Below are 24031 nucleotides of genomic sequence, written 5' to 3' on the forward strand. Positions count from 1 at the left end.
CCCGCGTCTCCCGCCTGAAGGGTGTATTCCCGGCCGTTGGCCCCCTCGATCGGCATCCAGCTGGTTTTCTCATACCTCGCCCAGATATAGGTTGAGGCATCGGCACCGCTTCCGTTCGCCGTGAAGGTATATTCCGCCCTCAGGGTCTGCCCCACCTCCGGCGTGCCGGAAATGTGCAGATCTGTCACCGATGGCGCACCGTAAACATCTAATGCCGGGCTGTGCTGCACCGCCCCGACCAGCGACGGCTGACTGCTGCCCTCCGGTATTATCGTTACTTTAATGCTGTAACCCGCGTCTCCCGCCTGGAGGGTGTATTCCCGGCCGTTGGCCCCCTCGATCGGCATCCAGCTGGTTTTCTCATACCTCGCCCAGATATAGGTTGAAGCATCCGCACCGGTTCCGTTCGCCTTGAAGGTGTATTCCGCCCTCAGGGTCTGTCCCACCTCCGGCGTGCCGGATGTACGCACGTCCTCCACCGCTGGCGTGCCGTAAGCCGTCACCGCCTGGCTCTCCTGGAGCGTTCCGGTCAGCGACGGGTGGCTGCTGCCCTTCGGCGTCACCACCACCCGCACGCTGTAGCCCGCATAGCTGTCCGGCAGCGTGAACGTTCGTGCCGTATTGCCAGCGGCTGCCGCATTCTTCCATGTCTCTCCGTCCTTCCACTGCCACTGGTAGGTGGACGCATCCGCACCGCTCCCGTTTGCCGAGAAGGTGTATTCCGCACTCAGGGTCTGCCCCACCTTCGGCGTGCCAGAGATATGCAGGTCTGTCACCAACGGCGCGCCGTAAATCTCCACGCCGGATTCGCCTTTTTTGCCGTTGACCGTGGCGCTCACCGTGATGGTTCCACCGGTATTTTTCGTGGTGACGGTCATTGTCCCCACGCCTCCGGTTCCGGTGATGGTGCTGGTCTCCCCCCGAGCCACCAGCTCCGGTTTGTCGATATCCCAGACAATCGCCTCGCCCACTACCGCACGGCCAAAGCGGTCCTTCACCGTGGCGGTGTAGGTAATGGTGTTCAGCCCGTTAGCTTCCACGCTGGCCGCACTGGCAGTGACCGTCACGGCTGACGCTTTCCCGGTGACCGGCTCCGTTTTTGATGACGCCTTATAGCCCTCATTTTTGGCCGCGTTGGTAGCGGTTACCGCGACAAACAACGTTGCCCCTGTGTCCTGCTCTGTCAGGTGATAACTTTCCGACGTGGCGCCGTCGATCGCGCCACCGTCACGGTGCCACTGATAGCTCAGCTTCACCTCACCGCCGCCGTTCTGTTCCACGTCTACCTTCTCAACGCTTACCGTGTCACCCACCTTCAACCCGGCGGTTTGGTTCAGCGTGATGCTTTTGATCGTCGGAATCCCCTGCAGCGCCACGCCGGACTCGCCCTTCTTGCCGTTGACCGTGGCGCTCACCGTGATGTTTCCGCCGGTATTTTTCGCGGTGACGATCATCGTTCCCGTGCCTTCTGTACCGGTGACGGCGCTGGCCTCTCCCCGGCTCACCAGCTCCGGCTTGTCGATGTCCCAGACAATCGCCTCGCCCACAACCGCACGGCCGAAGCGATCCTTCGCCGTGGCGGTATAGGTAATGGTGTTGAGCCCGTTCGCATCCACGCTGTCCGCGCTGGCGGTTACCGTAACATCTGACGCCTTCCCGACCACCGGCTCCGTTTTCAACGACGCCTTATCGCCTTCATTTTTGGCATCGTTGGTCGCGGTCACCACCACAAAGAGAGTCGCCCCCGTATCCTGCTCCGTCAGGTGATAACTGTCTGACGTGGCGGCATCGATCGCGCCACCGTCACGGTGCCACTGGTAGCTCAGCGTCACCTCGCCGCCGCCGTTCTGCTCCACGTCCACCTTTTCCACGCTTACCGTATCGCCCACCTTCAGCCCGGCGGTTTTGTTCAGCGTGATGCTGCGGATAATCGGGTAACCGTTGAGCGTCAGTTGCGTCGCTTGTTTTTTGCCGCCAATATCGACCTCTATTTGCGCATTGCCCCCCGCGGATGCGGTCGTAAACGTGGCCGTCGCCTTGCCTTCTGCATCGGTTTTTTCGATCGCGTTGCTCAGCGCGCCAAACTGCTGCGTGATTAACGACCACGTTACGGGTGCGTCCGGTACGCTATTGTTGTGCTCATCCAGCGCGATGGCGGTCAGCGTCGAAGTGCTGCTCCCATTGGCATTCAGCGTATCAGGGGTACCTTTAAGCTCAACATGATTCACCTTCCCGACAGTCACATTGACGATCTTCTGCTCATCACCGGCGGAGACTTTCACCTGCGTTGGCGCTTTTTCAGGTACTACGACGGTTGCACTGGCAATACCGTGCTCATCGCTGTCTCCGGTAGGCGCTTCCCGGAACTTACTCCCTTCTATCCGCCAGGTGATGGCCTGCTTACGGCTGATAACCGCGTTATCAAACCGGTCATACAGCTGCGCGCTAACGGCTTTATCCTCACTGCCTGCGACCACGTTTTCCGGGACGTCCAGCACCACTTTTGCCACCGGCCCTGGCTCAAGGCTTACGGGCGCTGACGGGCTACTCACGGTATCTACCGTGGCGTTCACCACCCACTTCTCTGCTGCTTTTTGCGGCGCGATAAGCGCGATGGATGCTCTTCCCTCGCTATCCGTTTTGCCGCTCAGGGTTTCACCGTTACTGCTCCACGTGACGTTCTTCTCAACCGTCAGAGGCTTACCATCCTGATCGGTAACTTCAATAGTGAACGTCTTTTCCGTGGCAACTTCTGCGCGCTCGGGAGAGGCCACGAAGCGGATGGCAAGCGGGTGGGCAAAATCGACCACCAGCGCCATCTTCTCCTGCTGAACATTGTTATCACTGGCGGTGCTCTGGGTCTGGATCCCGCCTGGCGGGATCAGTGAGGCCGTAATTTCATCTTCACCATCCGCCATGATGTTTTCAATTTTTACCAGCGCCTGACCGTGCTCATCGGTACGTACGCTGTTTTGCGACAACGAGCCAAGCGAGTTCCTGCTCTGCCAGTACACCATCTGATCGGTCAGAGGGGAGCCCTGACCGTCTTTCACCTCGGCTAACACCAGCAACGCACCGTGACTCTCTTCGAAGAACTTCACGCTGCCGTCACGGCGGATCTCACCGGGTGAAAGCAGATGATCGATACGCAGGGTGGTTATCGTTGCGCTCCCGGTAATTTTTGCCGTTCCGCTCTCCCCTGGTATCCCTTTTTTGTTGAACGGTGTGACTTCAAAGACCACGCTTCGGGCCATATCACGCGTTTGCACCTCATACGTAGCACTCCCTTCCTTGAGCAGTTCGCCTGTATCTGCGTCATACCAACGCATCCGGGTTTGCTCAGGGTCTTCATCCTCCCCTTCATTGCTTTTATAGAGATAACTCCCCTCCAGGATCTGGCCCGGGGACATGTCCCCCTTAATGGCAACGCCCTCGACGGAAGGGGCAAAATCGCCCGGCGTCACGGTCAGGTGATAGCTGGCGGAACTTAATACGTGCTCCGGATCGACAGGTGACGTTTCCGTCGCTGTGATGGTGACATCGCCCCGATGCGTTGGGTTCACCAGACCGCTGCCCGGCTCCACGGTCGCGATCGCCGTGCTGGAGGAGGTGTAGCGAATGACGCCCCCCTGCCCACCTTTCACCGCGTGCAGCAAAGGCACGCCAGCCTGCGTGGTTTTTTCCGTCGGGCTGAAATAGAGACGTCTGTCTTTTTCTTCCTGCTTATAGGCGAGAACGATGTTGTTATTACGGGTAACGAACTCCGTGCGGGACTGCATGAGCGATGGCAAAGCCGCCGCATTTTCACTTGCCAGCATCTCGGAAAGTTTTCGGCCAAACTCCCAGTGGAAATTCAGACCCACAGAGAAGTTATCCCGCTGCCCGCTAATCATGCTCTGCTCCGCGCTGACCCCTACCAGCGGCACAGGTTGCCACTTAAGCCCGAGGTTAAGCCCGTGAGGATTGTGGCTGGCTTCGCTGCGGCTGCCGTTAACGTCCACTTTGTCGCCATACCACTGGAACCAGCCCAATTTAAGCGCGACGTGCTGTGAAAGGGCCGTCTCCAGATTGAGATCCCAGCCGCGGGCGGCACGTTCATACAGTTCATAGCGGTCGGGATCATCATTAAACATGCTGTCGTCAGAATGACGCCAGCCGCTCAGGGGCAGGTAGTAGTTCGCGGACGCACGAATCCCATCGCTCCACAGCTCGGCGCCGGCCCCCATTCGGTTATGGTGCCGCGTGACATCCTGATCGAAAAAGAGGTTTCCACCCGCCATCAGATGCGGGTTAAAGGTATGTCGCCAGCCCAGGCCAACGTTAAGGATATCGCGCTCGTTCCAGCGGTGTGCGCTCATCTGAGTGAACAGAATGTCGTGTTGCCAGATTTTAACCGGCCACAGATAGTCCAGCCCGAAATCGCGGCTATCGCTCCCGCCTATACCGACGTCTGCCGTAACGCGGGCTTTCCCGCCGATATTGTTTAACCACGCTTCCACTTCCTGGGTTAACGCGGCATTCACCTCGCTATTTGCCGCACCGCGCAGGGCATCACCCGCGCCGTTTTGTTGGGCGCTTCCCCACATGCCGGCCATTTTATCCCGCAGGGGCTGATTGCTTTCGCTTTCAATGGTTGCGTGAGTTTCAGTTTGCGCCCGCGCGACGGGGGGAACCGTGAGCAAAAAGATGGAAAATAAATAATGTAAAAGGATTATCCACACGGATAATTTTTGACGTAAAGAACAGTACGAAACACTGGGCATTGTGACGCATCCCTAATTAATTAAACTCCCTGGTTAGCGATATTAAGATCCAGATAATTCCTAAACTCCATACAGTAATCAGGAGATGATCATGAGATTTTCCGTCCCTCATTAAATTCAATACTTAGGCATTGATGTTTAACAACTCTTTCAGCCTGCTTCATAAATTTCTCAGCCCAACTTCAGCCGTATATTTTCCGGAGCAGGTAATTCTTAACATGGAACAGACACCTCGCAATTTTATTGCTGACCGTCTTCTTATGCAGGTTTTCCCCTAATGGCAGGATGATCCCAGCAATACTCTGGATGTCATTTAATAAGGAAGATCGTTGACATGAATAAAACTGGACTGGCCCTGCTTATTTGTGCACTATTGAGTGCCCCCGCTTTTGCGCAAAATTCCGTCACGCACGAGCAAGCCTGGGAAGGCACTTCGTATCTCTCCGTTATCGTGAAATTAAAACCCGGTACAACGCTTAATAAGTCTTCACCCTTTTCATTACGCGACAGTACCCTCGCCGTGAGTCCGTTATTTACGGCAAATCATTTGCGCAGCAGTGAATTAAGCGAGATGGATGTGCTTAATGAACGCTACGGCTTTAACCGTTATTTACGTATAGCCCTGCCAGCCGATAAGCAACACGACGCGACATATATCAATGACGTAATTAATGAACTGGCGGCGCGACAAGATATTGAGCTGGCTTACCCGGAATCTATGCCGGTGTCGCTGGAAAAGGGGGTCACGGCTCCCGACCTGCCGCCCTATTCCGGGCTGAGCTATGCCCTGAACAGTACCAGCCAGGCCACCGTCCCGGATTTTCGTGGATTGCAGGATTACACCAAATCGCCAGATGAAAAACGGCCCGGCTACTATATGGGTGGCGTTAATCGCGACAGCGTAAGTCAGTATTCAGGGCACGATGGTAGCGGCATTTCGCTGGTCTCAATGGAAAACAACGCATGGAATACCAGCCATGTGAATTTGCCGCCGATCGATTTCCATGAAGGGGACAAGCGCTATACGCCAGGCGAAGACCACGACACCAGCTCCGTCGGGATTATGGCGGCGAAAGATATCAATGCGGGCATCAAAGGCCTGACGTGGAACGCCCGTATGGGATACGTCAAATGGCAGGCCAATAATCTCTACAATATGATCCCCAGACTCCAGGCAGGAGATGTGGTGCAAATAGGTATGCAGACCGGCGGAGGAGATGTGACAGGTTGCACCTCCTCTTGCTATGTCCCCCAGGAAAACGCTCCAGCCTATTATGACGTGATAAAAGCGCTGACGGATAAGGGCGTGCACGTGATTCAGGCGGCAGGCAATGGCAATATCAACCTCGATCACGCCGGATTTAATGGAAAATTTGACGTTAGAAAGCGGGATTCCGGCGCGATCATTGCGGGCGCGTTTTGTGCAAACAATGGCAAAAAAGCCTCTTTCAGCACCTATGGCTCACGTGTGACCAGCGCCAGCTGGGGCTGCTGGGATGTGGTTACTACGGGTTACGGCGGTTTGCATAGCATAAAAAATGCGGAATACACCTCAAGTTTCTCCGGCACGTCCTCCGCGAACCCGATTATCGCAGGCGTGGTCGCCAGCCTGTCGGCCATTGCAAAAGCGCACAATATCACCGTCACGCCTCAACAGATGCGCGCCATCCTGCAGGAAACGGGCACGCCTTTAGCGGCAGGGGACTCAGCGAAAGTAGGTACTCACCCGAACATGGCGAAAGCCGTGGCCAAAATTCTTGAACTGAAAGAGGAAGCTCAGGATGAGGTCAAAGCCGTGCCCGGAGAAAGCTTTACCGTTACCGGCACGACCGATTCTTCCCGTGCGTATCAGTTAGACGGGAGCGCCAGCAAGAATGCCGTCTCCTGGAAATGGACTATCGACAAAAACAGTACTGGCACATTCTGGCTACAGGAGAAACATGCCGGAGGCTGGGTACGTGAAGTTTCAGGGCCTACCGCCCGGGCACTCATTCCCGCCAATACAGACGGAGAAGCAACCTACTGGTTAACCGTCACGGGCAAAGACGGAAGCGTGAGCGCTGAGAAGATCACCGTAACGGTGAAAAAACCACAGTTACCTGATATTCCTGATGACAGCGCAGAAGCGTATAACCCACGGATCGCCTACCCAGTGAGATGTACACGCGTATCGCATAACGGCAAAATCTGGCTGAATCAGTGGTATGTCAACGCAGGACAAGAAGAGCCAGGAAGCGGCGGTGAGTGGGGGGCATGGCGAACGTCGGATGCAGCTAATAATAGCTGCCCTTAAAAACCCTTTTGGTTAACATAATAGTAAAGCCTGGATATAAGCCAGGCTTTACTTTATTAATTCAACACTCAGGAAAAGCGTAAAAACGTCATTTCTTAAACTCCGTACTCGCTCAGATTTTATTAATATGCGTCAAGGACTGAAATTGGCAGTACTATTTCATACTCTGTCGCGCTCCGCCCTCTTTACAGCACGAACGGTCGCTCTTCTCTGCCGAAACTCCCCGACTCTTAATTGCTCAGAGAAGTCTCTTATTCAAGCCGGTTGTCTCCTCCCGTTACTATTTGTCCCTGTTATCACACGGTAATAACGCCTTTTTACCTGCGCCGCAGGTGAGATTAACTTTTCGTTATTGTTCAGTAATAAATAAGGGAACTTATGAAATTAACAGGATCTGCTTTTGTCCTTGCCGCTTTACTGGCAGGGGCGGGCGTCAGCGTTTCAGCTAACGCCGCCACGACCTCGCCATCGGCAAACTGCGAACAGGGTCACCAGAACTGCATGAAAGAACTAGGCACGCTGGAACGCGCCGTCAACGGTGAGAAAGTGAAGGTCGTTGAAGGGCAAACGATTCGTGCGCGCTTCTTTAACGACGGAACCGAACTGCCAAATCTGGAAACGCGCGTCACCATTCTTGCTGGCGAAGAGGCCCACTGGTCCTACGCCCTCGCCCAGGCTATCAATCAGCAGCACCCCGAACTGCGTGCCGGTTTCAGGCACAGCAACGGCGAGATTACACCCGATGAGTCAGAGCCAAATAAGGTGTATGCCAAACAGAACAACCCTCTCAGTCACGTAGAAGTGTCCTTCAATTAATTCAGGGAAGATTATTTTGAAACTACTCAAGATGAATAATATTACGTCGGCGTTAGCCGTGGCATTGATTGGTATGTATTCCACGGGCGCACTGGCGCATGGCTATGTTTTTGAACCAAAATCCCGTTCGGTGATTCATTTCCCGCCGATGAACGATAAAGGTGAGCATAGTAACGTCTGGCCTGCTGACGCCGTGGAAGCGCCGAAGCTCCCGGCTGGCAACGATATGAGCCCAACCCCGATCGCCAACGAACAGCTATTCCAGTTCCCGCCGGATGGAAAACTGGCAAGCGGTGGTTCAACGGCAACTCCCGCCTTCAGCAAGCTTGATGACGAAAAGCAGAATACCTACAACAACCCGATGTCTGCGGGTCCGCACCAGTTTAAATGGCATTTACCGGCTAAGCACCGCACCACCTATTTTACCTACTACATCACTAAGCCGGACTGGCAGTCAGTTCCGGGTGCGGATTCGCGCCTGACCAGAGCGATGTTTGAAGATAAGCCATTCTGCCATAAGGTTTATACCTATGCGCCAGGCAACCCGTCGGCCGATATTTCGCTCCCGACAGGCTTCGAAACCCACACCTGCGACGTACCGGAGCGTGAAGGTAAGCAGAAAATTTATGCCGTCTGGCGCGTGCGCGATACCGATAACGCATTTTATCAGATGATTGACGTCGATTTTGGCGGTGAAGTCGTTACCAAACCGGTGGCCAGCGTCACGCCATCCAGTCATAACCTGTCAACCAGCACGCTGTCGCTGGACGGTAGCGCCTCAACGGGGAAAGAACTGAAGTACAGCTGGGCCGTCACCAGCAATGCCGATAAGGTCATTCTGGAAAACAGCACCAGTGCTAAAGCCAGCATTCGCCTGAAGGCTAAACCTGAGAGCGATTTTACCGTCAACGTGAAGCTGACCGTCACCAATGATAAAAACGTGAGTGATTCAAAAACCGTCACCCTGAATGCCAAAGCTGAGGCGGATAGCACGGCACCGGAGGCGAAGGCAGGCAGTGACTTCACCGTTCACAGCAACAGTGAATCACGTGGTTATGACCTTAACGGTTCCGCAAGCGTCAATGCTGAAAAATACCAATGGACTATCGTTTCAGGACAGGACATTGGTGCGTTGCAGGTTGCTAACGGTGGCGAATGGGTTTCAACCGTCCACGCGGCAAAAGCCCGTGCGCTGATTAAACCCGGCAAAATCGGTAAAGTGACCTATCGCCTGACGGTGACGGCCAAAAATGGCAAAACCAGCACCGACGATATCACCGTGACCGTGAAGGAAGCGCAGCAGGCTTCTGATGTGCAGATCAATACGGGCAACAACCAGGACACCATCGTTGGCAGTGACGTTATTGCTGCCGCCGTCGTGTCCAAAAACAATGACTCGTTAAAAGGGGCAAAAATTGAATGGTCCGCACTGAATCACGCCGATAAGATTCAGATCTCGTCACCAAATAACTTCAGCACCAACCTCAAGGGTAAACATCCGTATACCGACAATGTGGACGTGACGCTGCAGGTGAAAGTGACGGCGCCTGACACCGGTAAAGTCTCTACGGCAACGAAGGTGATCAAGCTGCGCCCGGCGCAAACCGATGTAAAAGCCTGGGATCACAGCAAGACTTACAAGACACCTTGTGAAAAAGTGAGCTATGAGGGCAACATCTGGCTGAACAGCTGGGAAACCCGAGGCGTTAAGCCTGGTTCCGATGGCGAGTGGGGCGTCTGGAAGAAAGAAGGTGCTGCCAACATGCCTAAAGAGTGCAAATAATACTGTAAGTTAACTCTGGCCGGGTCTTCACTGACCCGCGCCTCACATTATCATTCCCTGCCTACACTTTCGTTATCATTTTTGCGCCGGAAATCGCCCCTTCGTTCCGGCGCTTTTTTATCGGTATAAGATCACCCACCCTATCGCGGCAATAATCGGATACGGGCCGAAAGGAAACGGTTGACCGGGCTTGATCCGCAACAGAATCAGCGCCATGATCAGCGCCAGCAGGGTCGAGGCAACAAAAACATCCAGCAGCGCCAGCGGGCCAAGCCACGCCCCGATCGCCGCCAGCAGTTTCATATCCCCCATCCCCATCCCTTCATGGCCGCGCAACAAACGGAACAGCAAAGAGAGGGTCCAGGGCACGCCAAATCCCAGCAGAGCGGCGATTAGTGCCTGCGTTGGCTCCACCCGGCTATAGCCGCTGACGGCAAACGTCAGAGACATCGCCAGCAGCGGGAGCGTCAGACGGTCGGGCAGGAGCATGGTGCGCAGGTCAATAAACAGCAGCGGCAGCAAAAACGTCACCGCCAGCAGGTCGAACAGGCTCTGCGGCGTGACGCCCTGCTGCCAGATAATCACCCCGTACAGCAGCGCCATAAGCCCTTCAACCAGCGGATAGCGCCACGATATCGCCTGACCACAGCTGGCGCAGCGCCCGCGCAGCAGCAGCCAGCCCATCAGAGGAACATTGTGGCGAAATTTAATGGGGTGTTTACAGCGTGGGCAGTGGGAAGCAGGCCACGATAAAGAGAGTGCTTCACCGTGGAGAATCAAGGGGAGCCGATAAATGATGACATTGCAAAAACTGCCGATAATGGCACCCAGAAAAACGCTAAAAACGAGTATTACACTCTCAACCATGGTTCCACACTCTAAGGGACATGCAATCTCCGATAATAGCAGAGACTACTCGTTATATTTAGGCAGCCTGTTTGCACGTAAAGTACAAAAGTCTCCGCGCAAGTTCGCCCATTCAATATTCAGATGCGTTTTTGCATACTGTGCCGCTTCTTTCCACAATAATGCCGCGATATGCCACTCCTTTCCCTGTTCATGTTCTGCCGCTCGTGAAGAAAGTGAAAACCACAGGGTAGCAGGGTCGTGTTTGTCGCTTTGCCAGTCCATCGTTAAGCCCTTTAGAAAAAATCCCAGCGTATCAATAGCGACGATAAAATAATTGAGCTTAAAATGATAAATACCTGAATAACGCTGAATGCCTCAGTGGGAGAACAACGCTGATTACCAATATTATCCGCTGGCTGGCCTTTTCGGGTCTCTATATCCTGCTGGCATTGCTGAGCTTTCATACGCGGGATAGCTGGAGCCTCTCCACCACGCTCTGGCTCCCGGCGCCGCTGCTTTTCGCCGCGTTATGGCTGACGGCCCCGCGAGAGTGGCCGCTGTGGCTGGCTACCGCGGGCTTGCTGCATGTGTTTGCTGGCGTCTGGATAGGCCGCCCGCTCGCGCTGGCGTGCCTGTTCGCCCTCTTCGACGTCGCGATATTTCCACTGTGCGTCGCCGTCTTTCGTCTGAATGCGCAACTGCCTGCGCTGCGTTTTGCGCGCAGGCCGATTATTGGTGAACTGATCTACCCCCTGCAGTTAATCTTCAGCATTTTTTGCGGCAGCCTGCTGCTTAATCTGGCGCTGTTACTCTCAGGGTATCCGATTGCGCCTCTGCATTTTTTTTCCTGGGTGCTGGCGGCATTAACCGGCATTCTCGCCATTCTGCCGCTGCTGCGTGAGAGCAAAATGCCGTCGCACCCGCGGTTTAACGGGCGGGAAGCGTTGCTCCTTGCCGCGAATACCCTGGTGCTGATAACGGGGTACTTTTTCCTGCCACCGCTCTGGCAGGGGCTAAACCTGCTGCTGGTGCAAACGACGGTGGTTTTACTGAGCGTGTTTGCGCTCTCCGGACGCGGCGTTGGCGCTCTGCTGCTTATTCAATACCTGATTGTGGTGCTGGCGACCCAGCAGCGGGAAGGGATTTTTTACACGCTAACGCCCGATCTCATCCCCGCAATCTGGCAGGCGCAGTGGTACCTGGTATTTTCGGCGATTTTTGCCAACTGTTTATATCAGTACCGCCGCTGGATCCAACAGCAACAGGCGCTCGCGGCCAGCACCAGTGCCATCATTATTCGCCTGTCGCAGACGGGTTCTTGCGTCGTGTTTCGCCTCTCGATGCCAGAGGAGGAGATCCTCTGGCAAGGCAGTACGGAAGCGCTGTTCCCTGATGAGGAAAAGACGCTGAGCACCCTGACGCTACTGGACGCACACTGCGATACGCCGTTCCTGCCCGGTTTTCGCGCCTGGTACTCACAGCAACGTGAAAGCAGCTTTGCCCGGGAAGTTGTTCTGCAAACGCTGCACGGAAGGCAGATGCGCGGGATGGTGATGTTTCACAGGATTGGCAATACCGCGCATCTGATGGGGGGAGTGAGCCTCTTTCTCACAGCATCCGCTGCAGAATCTCCCGCTGCCCACTAAAGGTGTACTTCAACACCGCCGCGACATGCCCAAGCAGAATCACACCCAGCAGAATGCAGCTATAGCGATGCACCTGGAAGAAAAACGCATTCACTTCGGCGATGGCAATCGGGCGGGAAACCGGCACCAGACCAAACAGGTTGTAGTCTTTTTGCAGCATCAGAAAACCGCTAACCAGCACCACCATAATGGTCAGATAAAACAGCTCATGAATAAATACCACCAGCTGTTTTTTACGTCCGGCTACCGTTGCCGGATAGGGCACCGAAGGGCGGAAGAAACGCCAGACGAAGCGCACCATCATGACAGGCGTGGCGATGGTACCCAGCGACATATTCAGCACGGAGAAAAAGGTAAACCAGCGGGTTCCTTCCAGCGCGTGCAGAATATAGCCCATGCACATCGCGTAGATAATGACGGCTGCGACCACCCAGTGCAGAAGGCGAGAAAACCGATCGTAACGTTTGGCAATAACCAGAGAAGTTTGCATAGTCGTTGTCCTGTAAAACAAACAGCACGGCTCCCTGCGAAGCCATGCTGTTTAAAAAAGAGGTTATTCAGCTACCCACAAGTTGCGGGCCCGATCCGGCGACCAATGGCTGGCACCTGTATGGCCAATCTGACAGCGGTAAACGTTGCCCTCATAGAGCACTTTATCCCCTACGGCATAGAGTTTGCCCGGCGTGAATGGGGTAACGTCGCCGCCCTGGCCGCCCTCTTCGCCTCCGCCATCGTCATTATCGGGCACGGTAACGTTGACCGGCTGGCTCGGCGTAGCGAAGTTGTTGGCTGCATCATAGGCGATGACCGTATAGCGATAGCTCATGCCAGGCTGGGTTTGGGTGTCGGTAAAGTTGAGTTCATGGGTATCACCGATCTTTTCCAGACCGCGCCAGATGGCATACCCCGCCACGCCCGTATTATCCTTAGCTGGCAGCCAGCTGAGCGAAACATCCTGCCCCTTCAGCGTGGCCTGCACGCCCTGCACCTGTGTTGGCGCCTGAGTATCCGTTTCGTCGCCCCCATCCGGCAGACTGCCGTCAAGGATGCTCTGGTAGCGGTTCAGAAATTCATAGCCGTAATGTTGACCATTTTTAGTGTTGCCATTGTCCCAGTTCACTGACCAGGTCATGAGCCCTTTTACCGCTTCATTTTTCGCTTCCAGTCGCGAAAGTGCGTTAAAGACACTCTGCGCGTCTCGCACATAGCCAGTTCCTGCCGCATCCGCATTGGCCGGGAGACCAATCACCAGCTTGTTCGCCGGGATCTTCACATAACCGCGCGTCCCGTTTGCCAGGCTGTCGGTGAGATAGTAAAGGAAAAGCTCTTTTTGACGGTCGCTATAGCCCTTCCCCCATTCCTGCGGCAGCCACCATTCACCGACTTCGTCCTTCTCCTCCTGCGTCATCATATTCACGCCGTCGCCCGCCTGGTTGTAATACTGTGGAGCGATAAAGTCATACACGCCCTCAAGATTTTGCAGGTAGGCTTTGTAGTTCACCCCGCGATCGGCCTGGAGATAGGGGAACTCTGGCGCCATGCTGATGATGAAGTGTTTGCCCTGCTGCTGATAATGGTCGCGCACCATTTTCAGCGCCGCCGGGATCACCGTACTGTTGTCAGCCGCGGTAATGGCCGTCTGCTCCAGATCGATATCAAGACCATCAAAACCATAGCGATCGGTCAGGCGAATAATCTCCGCTGCAAGCGCTTCAGTCTGGTCTTTGTTCAGTGCAATGTGCGCGTCAGCGCCGCCCAGTGAAATCAACACCGCGCGCCCCTGCTCGTTCAGCTCTGCAACCTGAGCGCGGAACTCCTCATCGCTCGCGTTGTAGGGTTTGAAGGTGGGAATATTCCCGCTCTGCCCGTCCATGACTTTCATGAAGGAGACGTTGACGACGTTGTAGCCTCTCGGCACTTCACGCAGCGACATATCAGAAGGTAAGCCTCCCTGATAGCCGCGCGCTTTGTCTATCTCTTCCGGGTTAATTCCCCAGTTGTGCCAATAACCTACGAGAATTTTTTTCTGACTGATATCCGGCATCTGTGAGGCGGCGTCGGTTGCGGCCGCATGGCTAAACGTGCTGACCAGCATTCCGCTTAACGCCAGGCCCGCGGCGATAGCGCTCAGAGATATTTTATTTTTCTTTAACATGGGAGATATCCTGCTCCAGGTTTAATAATGAAATCCTGTCCCGCAAGATAGGATATTCATCTTCCTGAAAACAGGAGAACAGCTCACTACAGCAGCAGATTTAAAACTCACCAGCCTGGATATGTCTTATAATAAAATTATCGTGAGATTATTTATACTCACACATTGCTACCCAGTTATCATTAATTTTCATCAGCCAGCTATCTTTATTAATCGGCTTGAATAACAGGTTAATATACTGACCATCTTCACTTATCAGAAAGGTCTTCTCCGGCAGCTGATCGCCAACGGCAATTTTTAATTCTGCCACCCGGCCATTGATGACGTTTCCCTTCTGTGTCACCGATTTTAACTGCAGGGTTCGGTTGAATACCCGGTTACCGGCCTCATCGGTTTTTACACCAAATAGCGTTAGCCTGTGGAGTTTAGGCCACCAGGTGATCACACCATTAAACTGGTAATGCTGCAGGCTTTCATCAATAAATTTGCCATTACGTATGACGCTGCTGCAGGGCTCGGCGGGCACTTTTCTACTTTCCAGGTAGTTGCTGGTCAGGTAAGCCAGCGCGCCACCCAGCGAAACGCTGATGCAAACCATCAATATGACGAATAGTATTCGTAACCGCATTTTCCCTCCTGAGATAGTTCGCCTTCACATTGCGCAACGAACACTTTTGGACCGTTCGACGCGATGTACACGTTATTGATGCCCGCCGGCAGGGCATGCCGCTTTCTCGCCAGCGCCTGCCGATCGACACTGCGCAGCGAAGAGAGATGAAACATGACGCCATCTACGTAGAGATTTTCCTGAAACGCCTGCGGCGTGTCGGCCGTGCAGACCACCACCAGCGTTGGAAGGATAATCAACAAGCTGCACAGCGCCGCCAGCAGAGTCCCGTATTGACGTGAGGGAGTTTTCATTGACTCCGCCGTGATAGCAGGCAACGACGGGCAATCGACGGGAGTGGGACAAGACGCGTTATCAGGCTCTTCTGGCGGCGGGCAAGCGACCTCACTGTCCTGCGTTTCGCAGGGTGCAAGTACTACACCATAACGGGGAATGGTTTTAATGATCGAGCCCGGCAGGCCGGCATTTTGCAGCTTGCGGCGGAGCATTTTTATAAGCTGGTGATAGCTGGATTCGCTAACAATCATGCCCTGGTTAAGCCAGATCTCTTCAAATATGGTCTCTTTTTTACATTTGCCGCTGAGGATCAACTCCAGCAAACGACGCTCGTTGGGCGTCAGATGTATATCACCATGATCCACGGTTGCCAGAGATGATTTTTCCGGTACGAACGTTACTGACGCTGAAAGAGAGATTTCTTCGTTATTCACGGGTAGGTCCTGGATAATAAAATTACAGCGTTTACATTGTTATGACGAAAAAGCGCAGGTATTAACAGTTACATGTCTGTTATCTAATTCGGGCACAAATTAACAACATATCCCTATAAATGATAGTACCTTCGCCCTTTGCGCTATTTCCCGTCCTGATTTTTCCACAACCAATTCATGATTTCAGAAAGTTTATTCTGAGTAACGCCTGAGTAATACCTGATATCCAACCTGAACAATAAGGAATTCCTTTCCGTACCTGAGAAATATCGCCCTCCATGCCGCTATTTCGCGATAAATAACAAACCATTCAGCTGCTCCGGAAAAAATCTCTATCATAGAATGTGAAAACGTCGTTACTTTACCTTTCGGTTTTCCATCAGGATCGGCTGATGCCCCCCAGCAACTATACAGCCCACCACTTTTTAGCTACTCTTTTTCACCTCACTCTGCTCTACACTGTAAGAGTGATGCTAAAGCGCCATTCGCTAAGATGTGCGGTGAACACCTGTCTTTTCCTTGCCGGATCGGATGTCATGCTAAAAACAGTTCTGATTGCCGACGACCACCCTGTCTATTTATTAGGCTTGCGCACATTGCTGCAGACGCGCCCGGACCTTTATCGGGTCGTTCACGAAGCGCTCAGTGCTGATGAACTCATGAATAAACTGGCGAGCGAGCCTGTCGATATCATCATCACCGACCTGAGTATGCCCGGCACGCGCAGCCCGGACGGACTAACCATGATCCGCTCGCTGATTCGCCATTATCCGCAGAGCATGATTGTGGTGGTCACCATGATCACCAATCCTGAGCTTCTGGACTCGCTGCGGCGCAGCGGGGTGCATGCCGTTCTCAACAAAGCCAGTTTGTCCAACAATCTGCTGCAGACGCTGCGCAGCACCCTGCGGGGGCAAATCGAACCGGTGAAGCCTCAGGCACAGTTGACCGAACGGGAAACAGAAGTGCTGCGCCTGCTGGTGCGCGGTTTCACCGTGAACGAGATCAGCGCCCAGCTTAACCGGACGAAGCAGACCATCAGTACGCAAAAAAAGAGTGCCATGAGCAAACTCAACGCCAGGAATGATTTCGAGCTGCTCCAGTGCGCGCAAAGTCTGGGGCTGGTTAGCTGAGCATGCGCAGAGGCTGGCTGGCGACATTATTTATCCTCATGCTGATAAGCGGGCACGCGGCGGCTGGCACACTGCGCGTGGGCCTGCTGAGCGCCGCGCCGCCTTTTCTCGCTATCGAGCGGCCGCCGGGCATTCTGGATGATGAACTCAGCATATTGTTTAGCAATACGACGCTGCCGGACGTCCAGCGTTTTAGCGACCCGGCAACGGCGCTGGATGCGTTGAAGCGAAAGCGCATCGATGTGTTAATCGCCGCCCGGCGTCCTGCAGCCGATCTGGTCGCCAGCGAGCCAATGTTCGCTTTCCCGCTGGCGTCCCTGAGCATAAAAGAGGGACGCGGCGGTACACTGTGCTTTCCGGAATTACCGTCAGAGGTCGCGACCCGCTGCTCTGCGACGGGTTCAGCCTCACCGGGGGAAAACGTCAGGCAGCTGGCAGCAGGGAAAGCGCGGGAATTCATCGCCCCGGAGTTTGTTTTACGTAACTGGCTGACCCACTCCCCCGCCACCACGCTGACCCTGACGCCGCTGGACGATACTCCCCCGCTACATTTTCGTGCCTGGGCTCTGCCTGAGCAGGCAAACACGCTGGAAATCTTCAACGAGCGTATTCACACCCTTAACCCGGAAGACGCTGAATGGCTGGAACAAAAGTGGCTTTTGCCGGACGGCAGCGTCTTTGACGCCCGCCATTCCCCCGTGAAGGAAAATGCGCCCAAAATCACGCTGCACGTTTTGCTTCCCGCTATTTCGCCGCCAATGGTCACACTCACGCCTGACGGGCATATTCAGGGGGTATGGCGCGATCTGCTGCTCAATCTGTTTCCGTCCAACCTGTATAGCCTGACCTTCAACCTTGATGCGCCCCCGCTTCAGTATGCGGAGAACACGTTGCGCATAGTCGCCAGCGCGACGCCACCGTCAAAGAGTGCCATCACGTTTGACTCACTGAGCTGGGCCCTGCTCAGTGAGGACAGCAACCCGCTTTCCGGCTCCTTGCCCGCATTACAGCATAAGCGGATTGCCGTCATACGCATCTCTCCGCTCGTCACGTTACTGCGTCAGGCGTTACCTGCGGATAACCTGGTGCTGGTTAACTCGCTCGATCAGGGTTTTGAATTGCTCAAAGCCGGAGGCGCGGACGGGCTTGCGGGCGATGCGTTTATACTCCATCACCTGCTGCGCCAGCATAACGCCAGCAATCTGTCGCTGACGCCGCTGGCGCTGCCGGAAGTGCCGCTATGGTTTGTACCAAATATTTCTGACCCGGCGGATGCCAAAAGGGTGAATGCGGTCATGGCGTCCGTAACGCAGGCTGATATTTACGCGAGCCTTAACCTGTCGCAGGCCGTACAGACGACACCCACCGCCCCGGTGCAATCGCTATGGCTGGTCATGCTCGCCGTGGTGGCGATTTGCGCGGCATTCGTCGCCCTGCTGACCTTTAGCGCCGCGCAGAGCCAGCGACGCCAGCGCGAGCGGGACACGGCAGAGCTGCACAACGCGCTCTCACTCTGGCAAACTCTGATGAACAATGTCCCGGTGCCGCTGTTTGTCTGCGATCCGACCGGGCGGCTGACGCGCTATAACGACTCCTTTATTCACTCACCGTTACTCACGGCACTGCCCGAAGAGGGCGCCCCCTTTTCCAGCCTGCCTTTGGGCGAGCTTGCCCAACAGTTTACGTTGCCGCATCGCCTCTCGCTGCTCCATGCCGCGTCGCCGTTAACGGGTGAAACCACTCAGAACAATTCCACCCTTTACTGGTGGCTTTGCCGCTATACCGATACGCGGGGGCGGCCTCAGGGCGTGGTCGGAGGCTGGATCGATATCACTGAAAAAGCCGCGCTGACCGCTGCGCTCAATCAGGCGCTGGCGCAGGCGGAGCAGGCCAGCACTGAAAAATCGAACTTCCTCGCCCGCATGAGCCATGACATTCGTACCCCGCTCAACGCCATGCTGGGCCTGCTTGAGATGGAGCGCGACAAAAGCGAGTCCCTCAACATCGCCTGGCAGGCAGCCGGGTCATTGCGCGACGTGATTGGCGGCGTACTGGATTTGTCGCGCATTGAAGCAGGCGAGTTAAGGCTGGAGCCACAGGCCTGGCCCCTGTGGCAGACGCTTAACGCCAGCGCGGAGATTTTTGCCAGCAGCGCCAACGCTAAAGGTCTCCACTGGCGCAGCGAGTTGAACGTGCCGCACGATGGCTGGTTCCTGTTCGATAAAGCACGGCTGAATCAGGTCATCGCCAATCTGTTGGGCAACGCCATTAAATATACGCCGCAGGGAGAAATTGTTTTTCACGCCGAGCTCAACGGTGAACATTTGCAGCTGTTGATTCGCGACACTGGCATCGGTATCCCGGCCGATGCCCTTCCACACCTCGGCCAGCCGTGGTTTCAGACTGACAGCAGCACGCCGCAAAGCAGCGGGCTGGGGCTGGCGATCTGTTACCAGTTAGTCGAGCTGATGGGAGGCGTGCTGACGATAGCCAGCGAAGCGGGGAGCGGTACGCAGGTGACGGTGAGCATACCGCTTCATGTCGCCAGCCCGGCGGCAACGGCCGATGAGACACCTGTAATAACCCCTCTGCCACCGCATCGCATTATGATCGTTGACGATTTTCCGGCAAACCTGACGGTGTTAGCGCTCCAGCTGCAGGAGTTGGGTCAGGAGGTTATTCCTTGCGCCAGCGCTGGCGAAGCGCTTGCGCACCTGGAAAACGAGCCGGTGGATATCCTGATAACCGACTGCCAGATGGCCCTCATGGACGGCTATCAACTTACATCGTTAATACTCCTGCGCGATATTGCCGGCAGCATCACCGCGCCGGCCGCTATTCTCGGTTACACCGCCAGCGCGCTGCAGAGTGAGGACGATCGGGCAAAACATGCCGGAATGGACGCGTTATTGCGAAAACCGCTCTCCCTCAATGCCCTGCATCAGGCGCTGACGCAGCAATACAGCCTGCGCAATCAGGGGCCTGACCTCAGCGAACTCCGGCGTCTGGCCAACGGTCAACCGGAGATCATGACCCTGATGCGCCAGCAAATGCGCGAAGCCATTACCCTTGATATTCGACAGCTACGGGAAAACACCCCGTCACCGCAAACGCTAAGCCAGCTCGCGCATCGTCTGAAGGCCTCCTGGAGCCTCTTTGCCATGCGCAACGCCACCCGCACCTGTCAGGCAATTGAAGTGTTGCCGGAGATGCTGGCGGCAGGGGTCATAACGACTGAAGCCCTGCCTGCGCTGACATCGCGTTTCTGCGCGCGCATGGAAGCCAATCTGCAGCAACTTGATACCGCACTGAAGGAATTATCTGACAAGTACTAAAGAATGCTCTGCATAGGATCTGTATCTTTCTAGTCATCCGGCGGCGTTATCCCTACCGTCGCCCACATTTTCGAAGGAGAAACTATGAAAGTCCGTATCGCTATTGCCGATGAGCACACCATTATCCGTCGTGGCGTCTTATCCATGATCACCAATATGCCCTCTCTTTTCAGCGACGGCTCACCCCGCCCGGAGTTTTGCATTCAGGGCGATACCGCAACGCCATCTGAGCTGCTTTCACTGCTATCCCAACAGCCTGTCGACATTCTGTTCCTTGGCTTTTCTCTTGCCACCAGCCAAACCGTTAACCCTCTCAACGGAATGGACGGCGTATTGCTGATTAAATGGCTCAGCCGTAAATATCCGCAGCTTAAAATCATTGTGCTTTCGCCCTACAAAAACACGCAGCTTATCCGCATGTCGCTGGAGGCAGGCGCCAAAGCCTATATTAGTCGGGACACCTGTGAGAAAACCCTGAGCAGAACGCTGACGTCGGTGATCAATGGGGAAGTCTATATTGAGCGCGAGCTGATGCATTCCCTGTTCCAGACCGGCGCACAAACGGAGCAAGAGCTCTCGCCCCGTGAAATTGATGTGTTGCGTATGCTCTGCAAAGGGATGAGTCTGACAGAGATCGCCAGACAGCTGCATTTGAGTAATAAAACCGTCAGCGCCCATAAGCTGCGCGCGATGGAAAAACTGGGGGTAAACAGCGACTGCCAGCTCTATTGCCTGCTGGCGAAAACGCAAATGTTCGATATTGCTATCTGAATTAAAAAAACCGCCTGTAAACAGGCGGTAGAGGCAAACGTACGCCTCAACGGTCGCTCTCAGCAATGACGCTCAGGATCAAAAATGGTATGTCATCGCCAGCCACCAGACGCGCCCCGGTTCAGGGATCTGCTGATTTGCGGCGTATCCGAACTGGCTGGCGCCCGCCAGGTTGAGGTGCTCGCTGTAGTATTTATTGAACAGATTCTCAATACCCACGCGGGACTCAAAATGGTCGTTAAATGTGTAGCCCGCGCTCCACGAAAGCACGCCAAACCCCGCGCTCGGTCCGAGATCCTGGCCGGTGACGTTACCTTTGTTTTGCGCCACGCGATGCTGCGGCGCAACCACACGCCACAGTAATCCGGTGCGCCACTGTTGCCCGGTATAGTCCAGCGCCAGCCGCCCTTCGAGCGGCGGCATCTGCGGCAGCGGCTGTTTATCACTACGATTCTCGCCCCAGGCGTAGCTCAGGCTTCCCGTCAGTGCCCAGTTGGGCGTCAGGCTCCAGCTTGCGCCCGTCTCCGCGCCCATAACGGCGGCATTGATGTTGCTGGCCTGCGACGGCGTGCGGCTATAATCAAACAAAATGTAATCGGTAGTTCGCCCGACATAGGCCGATGCCCAGGCGCTAACCTTGTCGCCGTGTAATTGCACGCCGCTATCCCATTGCAGGGTCTTTTCTGTTTTCAGCTGACGAAAGCTTTGTTCTCCAGCCTTGCCGGAAAATAGCTCCCAGTAATCAGGAAAACGTTCGGTATAACCGATGCCGCTATAAAGCATGACGGGTGCGTCAGGTACGCGATACTCATAGCGCGTGAATGCGCCGGGCAGGAGGTCGTGCCGGGAGCTATTTTGCGCGCTGCGCCGATCGTCCGCGCGAATGCTATCCAGCCTCGCACCCACGATGACCGTATCGTCCGCCGTGACGGACTGGCGCCATTCGCTAAACAGACCCGCCTGGGTAAAACGGGCATCGTCACGCCACGAACCAGCGCTTTTTTTACGGTGACTTTTACGCATTACGTCCGCGCCGGCGGTAAGCGTGGTGGTTTCATCTTCCCACACGCCGGCAAGGCGGCTGCCCATCACCACGCCGCCAACTTCAGACTTACGCTTCGGTCCAACGGGCTGACGCAGACTGTAGTTATCCATGATGTGGTCAGTATCATTGGCATAGAGCTGCCAGCTAAGTTTGCTGACGTGCTCGCTCAGGTGATATTTCTCCAGTTTTAGCGCCGCGCTTTTACGGGCAAAACGGCTACCATCCATCATCCGACCCGCATAGCGGGCTTTACCGTCGCTGGCTCCCACGCTTAGCTCCGCCAGCGTGTCCTCATCAGGCGTGAGCCCAACCGTGACGCCGCTGTTCCATCTGCGCCACAGGCCCGGCACGCGGTTGCCATGACCATCCCGGTAATCATCCGCCTCCGAATGATTACCGTCCAGGCGGACGTAGCCGCGCGGGTCGCCAAACGCGAGATTAAGGTTTTGATCCGCGCGTCCGTTAGCGCCCCGCAGCAGCTCAGCGCTGCCTTTTAGCTCAGGTACGCTGAAATAGTCCGGCTGGCGTTCAAAAAGCAATGTTCCGGCGGACCCCATTGGCCCCCAGAGCACGCTTTGTGGGCCTTTGATGACGGTTATCGTGTCGTAACTTTGCGGAGTGATATAGGCCGTTGGGGTATCCATGCGCGAGCCGCAGCCCCCCTGAGTGCTGACGCCGTCTGCAAGCAACGTCAGCCGGGAACCGAACATTCCGCGCAACACCGGATCGCCGTTACTCCCGCCGCTGCGCAGTACGGAAAAACCCGGGATGTTTTTTAGCGCGCCCGCACCGTCGCTGGCAGGCAATTGTTGTGCTGGAGTATGAGCCGGAGCGATAAATGACGCGGGATCGCGATAATACCCCTCAACGGTCATCGACTCTTCAGCGTATGCCGGCAAAGCGGTGGCACAGCAGAGAACCAACAAGAGTGGACGGGAGGCGAGCAGGGAACGAATACCGCTCGCGGTGATACCAGACATAGCACAATTCCGTTTCGGTAAAGAAAATAAGCAAGGCGCTTATTGTCTTCATCCCCAGCAGCGGAATACACGACCTGCGGGCAAGAAGGCCCTCAGGGAAATCAGGAAATATCTGGCGGATAAAGGAAATCTCAGGGACGCAGTTCAGCGCGCTTCGCCCAGGCGTGCCGTTTGCTGTCGTAAAAAATCCATCAACCGCAAACAGGCCGGCGAAAGCGGCTGCCCGACGTTTTTGACGATGCCCACATCCATATAGGTAATGCAGTCGTCAATGGTGCGCCGGATCACGCGCTGACCGCCGAGCGCCCACGGGCGATAGACCAGATCGGATAAAATCGTCACCCCCTTTCCCTGCGCGACCAGACTTCGAATCGCCTCAAAGGAGTTGGTACGAAAATGAATGTCAGGATGGCAGCCCCTGCTTTGCCAGTAGTCGGATATCACATCGGGATAATCGTCCGTCATCAGCAACAGAAATGGCGCCTTTTCCACATCCTTTAACCGAAGCTCCGGCACGCTGAGAAGAGGATGGCCGATGGCGGTCCATAACCGGCGCGGCGAACGGATCCACGTTTCGATCTCAAGCGTACTATCGTGGCTGATATTGGAGGTCAGCAAAAGACAAAAATCGAGATCTCCCTGACGCAAGGCCTGAAGCAGCTGCGATGCGGGCGCCTCATGAAATGCCGTCTCCAGCAGCGGAAAACGCTGCGCGATATCGCCCCAGAGATTGGGCAGCAGATAAGCGGAAAGGGTTTCGGCAATGCCGATACGCACGACGCCGTTAATCGCCTCAGGCTGTTGATGGAGATCCTCCACCGCCGCGCGGCTATCGTGGAGGATCTTGCGGGCATGATTGAGAAATCGCTCGCCGACGGGAGTTAACTGGATCCCTTTTGCATGCCGGATAAAGAGAGGGGCATTCACCGCCTCCTCCAGGTTGCGCATAGAGACCGTCATGGAAGATTGCGATATATGACAACGGCTGGCCGCTTTGGAAATTTGTAATGTTTCCGCTAACGCAATGTAGAACTCAAGTTGCCTGAGAGTAAACTTCATAGTTTCAGCCAATACCGTGAGATGAAAATATTATATTAGCATTTAATTCTGCACCGGCAGTACTC

The 24031-nt window shown here is 55.2% G+C and carries 16 protein-coding genes; 7 read left to right on the forward strand and 9 right to left on the reverse strand.

Going from position 1 to position 24031, the window contains the following annotated elements; all coding sequences use genetic code 11:
- The coding region (locus IM313_RS22255; protein WP_193056111.1) for an inverse autotransporter beta domain-containing protein at positions 1-4595 on the reverse strand (4595 nt) is incomplete at its 3' end.
- A 715-nt stretch (positions 4596-5310) separates the two neighbouring features.
- On the opposite strand from IM313_RS22255, the gene IM313_RS22260 reads away from it, so the two are divergent.
- From IM313_RS22260 to IM313_RS22270, 3 genes are all read left to right on the forward strand, one after another.
- The gene (locus IM313_RS22260) at positions 5311-7056 is read left to right on the forward strand and encodes a S8 family serine peptidase (RefSeq protein ID WP_226837405.1); all 1746 of its coding nucleotides are present in this window, start codon (positions 5311-5313) and stop codon (positions 7054-7056) included.
- 378 nt (positions 7057-7434) lie between these two features.
- Positions 7435-7872 carry a hypothetical protein gene (locus IM313_RS22265; RefSeq protein WP_041911163.1) on the forward strand — a complete coding sequence of 146 codons (438 nt, stop codon included), beginning with the start codon at positions 7435-7437 and terminating at the stop codon, positions 7870-7872.
- A gap of 16 nt (positions 7873-7888) precedes the next feature.
- The gene (locus IM313_RS22270) at positions 7889-9655 is read left to right on the forward strand and encodes a lytic polysaccharide monooxygenase (protein ID WP_192971518.1); all 1767 of its coding nucleotides are present in this window, start codon (positions 7889-7891) and stop codon (positions 9653-9655) included.
- 117 nt (positions 9656-9772) lie between these two features.
- Here IM313_RS22270 and IM313_RS22275 read toward each other — a convergent pair whose 3' ends face one another.
- Positions 9773-10522, reverse strand: coding sequence for an A24 family peptidase (locus IM313_RS22275; RefSeq protein ID WP_192971519.1), 750 nt, complete (start codon positions 10520-10522; stop codon positions 9773-9775).
- Between the two features lie 45 nt (positions 10523-10567).
- Positions 10568-10786, reverse strand: coding sequence for an ANR family transcriptional regulator (locus IM313_RS22280; protein ID WP_192971520.1), 219 nt, complete (start codon positions 10784-10786; stop codon positions 10568-10570).
- A gap of 167 nt (positions 10787-10953) precedes the next feature.
- On the opposite strand from IM313_RS22280, the gene IM313_RS22285 reads away from it, so the two are divergent.
- Positions 10954-12150, forward strand: coding sequence for a hypothetical protein (locus tag IM313_RS22285; protein ID WP_048998757.1), 1197 nt, complete (start codon positions 10954-10956; stop codon positions 12148-12150).
- Here the strand turns inward: IM313_RS22285 and IM313_RS22290 are convergent.
- The 4 genes from IM313_RS22290 to IM313_RS22305 all read right to left on the reverse strand — a co-directional run bounded on the left by IM313_RS22290 (position 12113) and on the right by IM313_RS22305 (position 15643).
- Positions 12113-12640 (reverse strand): cytochrome b, encoded by a 528-nt coding sequence (locus IM313_RS22290; RefSeq protein WP_041911166.1) that lies wholly within the window; start codon positions 12638-12640, stop codon positions 12113-12115. The genes IM313_RS22285 and IM313_RS22290 overlap by 38 nt on opposite strands.
- A 63-nt stretch (positions 12641-12703) precedes the next feature.
- Entirely contained in the window at positions 12704-14305 is a 1602-nt protein-coding gene (locus IM313_RS22715) for a glycosyl hydrolase family 18 protein (RefSeq protein ID WP_269835804.1), read from the reverse strand.
- A gap of 148 nt (positions 14306-14453) precedes the next feature.
- Positions 14454-14933, reverse strand: a complete 480-nt coding sequence (locus IM313_RS22300) for a hypothetical protein (protein WP_126296587.1) — start codon at positions 14931-14933, stop codon at positions 14454-14456.
- On the reverse strand, positions 14903-15643 hold the full coding sequence (locus tag IM313_RS22305) for a helix-turn-helix domain-containing protein (protein ID WP_048958867.1): 741 nt from the start codon (positions 15641-15643) through the stop codon (positions 14903-14905). The genes IM313_RS22300 and IM313_RS22305 overlap by 31 nt, the downstream gene beginning before the upstream one ends.
- A 536-nt stretch (positions 15644-16179) precedes the next feature.
- Here IM313_RS22305 and IM313_RS22310 point away from each other — a divergent pair.
- From IM313_RS22310 to IM313_RS22320, 3 genes are all read left to right on the forward strand, one after another.
- A complete protein-coding gene (locus tag IM313_RS22310) occupies positions 16180-16776 on the forward strand; it encodes a response regulator transcription factor (RefSeq protein WP_028015617.1) in 597 nt (198 codons plus the stop codon).
- Positions 16777-16778: 2 nt separating this feature from the next.
- Positions 16779-20111: an ATP-binding protein gene (locus IM313_RS22315; RefSeq protein WP_192971521.1), complete on the forward strand. Its 3333-nt coding sequence runs from the start codon at positions 16779-16781 to the stop codon at positions 20109-20111.
- 84 nt (positions 20112-20195) lie between these two features.
- Complete coding sequence (locus IM313_RS22320) at positions 20196-20882, forward strand: response regulator transcription factor (RefSeq protein WP_041911170.1); 687 nt, start codon at positions 20196-20198, stop codon at positions 20880-20882.
- 78 nt (positions 20883-20960) lie between these two features.
- Here IM313_RS22320 and IM313_RS22325 read toward each other — a convergent pair whose 3' ends face one another.
- Positions 20961-22907 (reverse strand): TonB-dependent copper receptor, encoded by a 1947-nt coding sequence (locus IM313_RS22325; RefSeq protein ID WP_126346146.1) that lies wholly within the window; start codon positions 22905-22907, stop codon positions 20961-20963.
- Between the two features lie 144 nt (positions 22908-23051).
- On the reverse strand, positions 23052-23966 hold the full coding sequence (locus IM313_RS22330; protein WP_192971522.1) for a LysR family transcriptional regulator: 915 nt from the start codon (positions 23964-23966) through the stop codon (positions 23052-23054).
- Positions 23967-24031 lie beyond the last annotated feature (65 nt).

This window comes from Enterobacter cloacae complex sp. P2B (assembly GCF_014895985.1).
In the GTDB taxonomy this organism is placed as follows: domain Bacteria; phylum Pseudomonadota; class Gammaproteobacteria; order Enterobacterales; family Enterobacteriaceae; genus Enterobacter; species Enterobacter bugandensis.

Excerpts from the sequence above, each read along its gene's own strand:
- IM313_RS22265 (WP_041911163.1), top strand. The coding sequence starts at position 7,435 with ATGAAATTAACAGGATCTGCTTTTGTCCTTGCCGCTTTACTGGCAGGG.
- IM313_RS22275 (WP_192971519.1), bottom strand. The coding sequence starts at position 10,522 with ATGGTTGAGAGTGTAATACTCGTTTTTAGCGTTTTTCTGGGTGCCATT.
- IM313_RS22280 (WP_192971520.1), bottom strand. The coding sequence starts at position 10,786 with ATGGACTGGCAAAGCGACAAACACGACCCTGCTACCCTGTGGTTTTCA.
- IM313_RS22290 (WP_041911166.1), bottom strand. The coding sequence starts at position 12,640 with ATGCAAACTTCTCTGGTTATTGCCAAACGTTACGATCGGTTTTCTCGC.
- IM313_RS22715 (WP_269835804.1), bottom strand. The coding sequence starts at position 14,305 with ATGTTAAAGAAAAATAAAATATCTCTGAGCGCTATCGCCGCGGGCCTG.
- IM313_RS22300 (WP_126296587.1), bottom strand. The coding sequence starts at position 14,933 with ATGCGGTTACGAATACTATTCGTCATATTGATGGTTTGCATCAGCGTT.
- IM313_RS22310 (WP_028015617.1), top strand. The coding sequence starts at position 16,180 with ATGCTAAAAACAGTTCTGATTGCCGACGACCACCCTGTCTATTTATTA.
- IM313_RS22315 (WP_192971521.1), top strand. The coding sequence starts at position 16,779 with ATGCGCAGAGGCTGGCTGGCGACATTATTTATCCTCATGCTGATAAGC.
- IM313_RS22320 (WP_041911170.1), top strand. The coding sequence starts at position 20,196 with ATGAAAGTCCGTATCGCTATTGCCGATGAGCACACCATTATCCGTCGT.
- IM313_RS22325 (WP_126346146.1), bottom strand. The coding sequence starts at position 22,907 with ATGTCTGGTATCACCGCGAGCGGTATTCGTTCCCTGCTCGCCTCCCGT.
- IM313_RS22330 (WP_192971522.1), bottom strand. The coding sequence starts at position 23,966 with ATGAAGTTTACTCTCAGGCAACTTGAGTTCTACATTGCGTTAGCGGAA.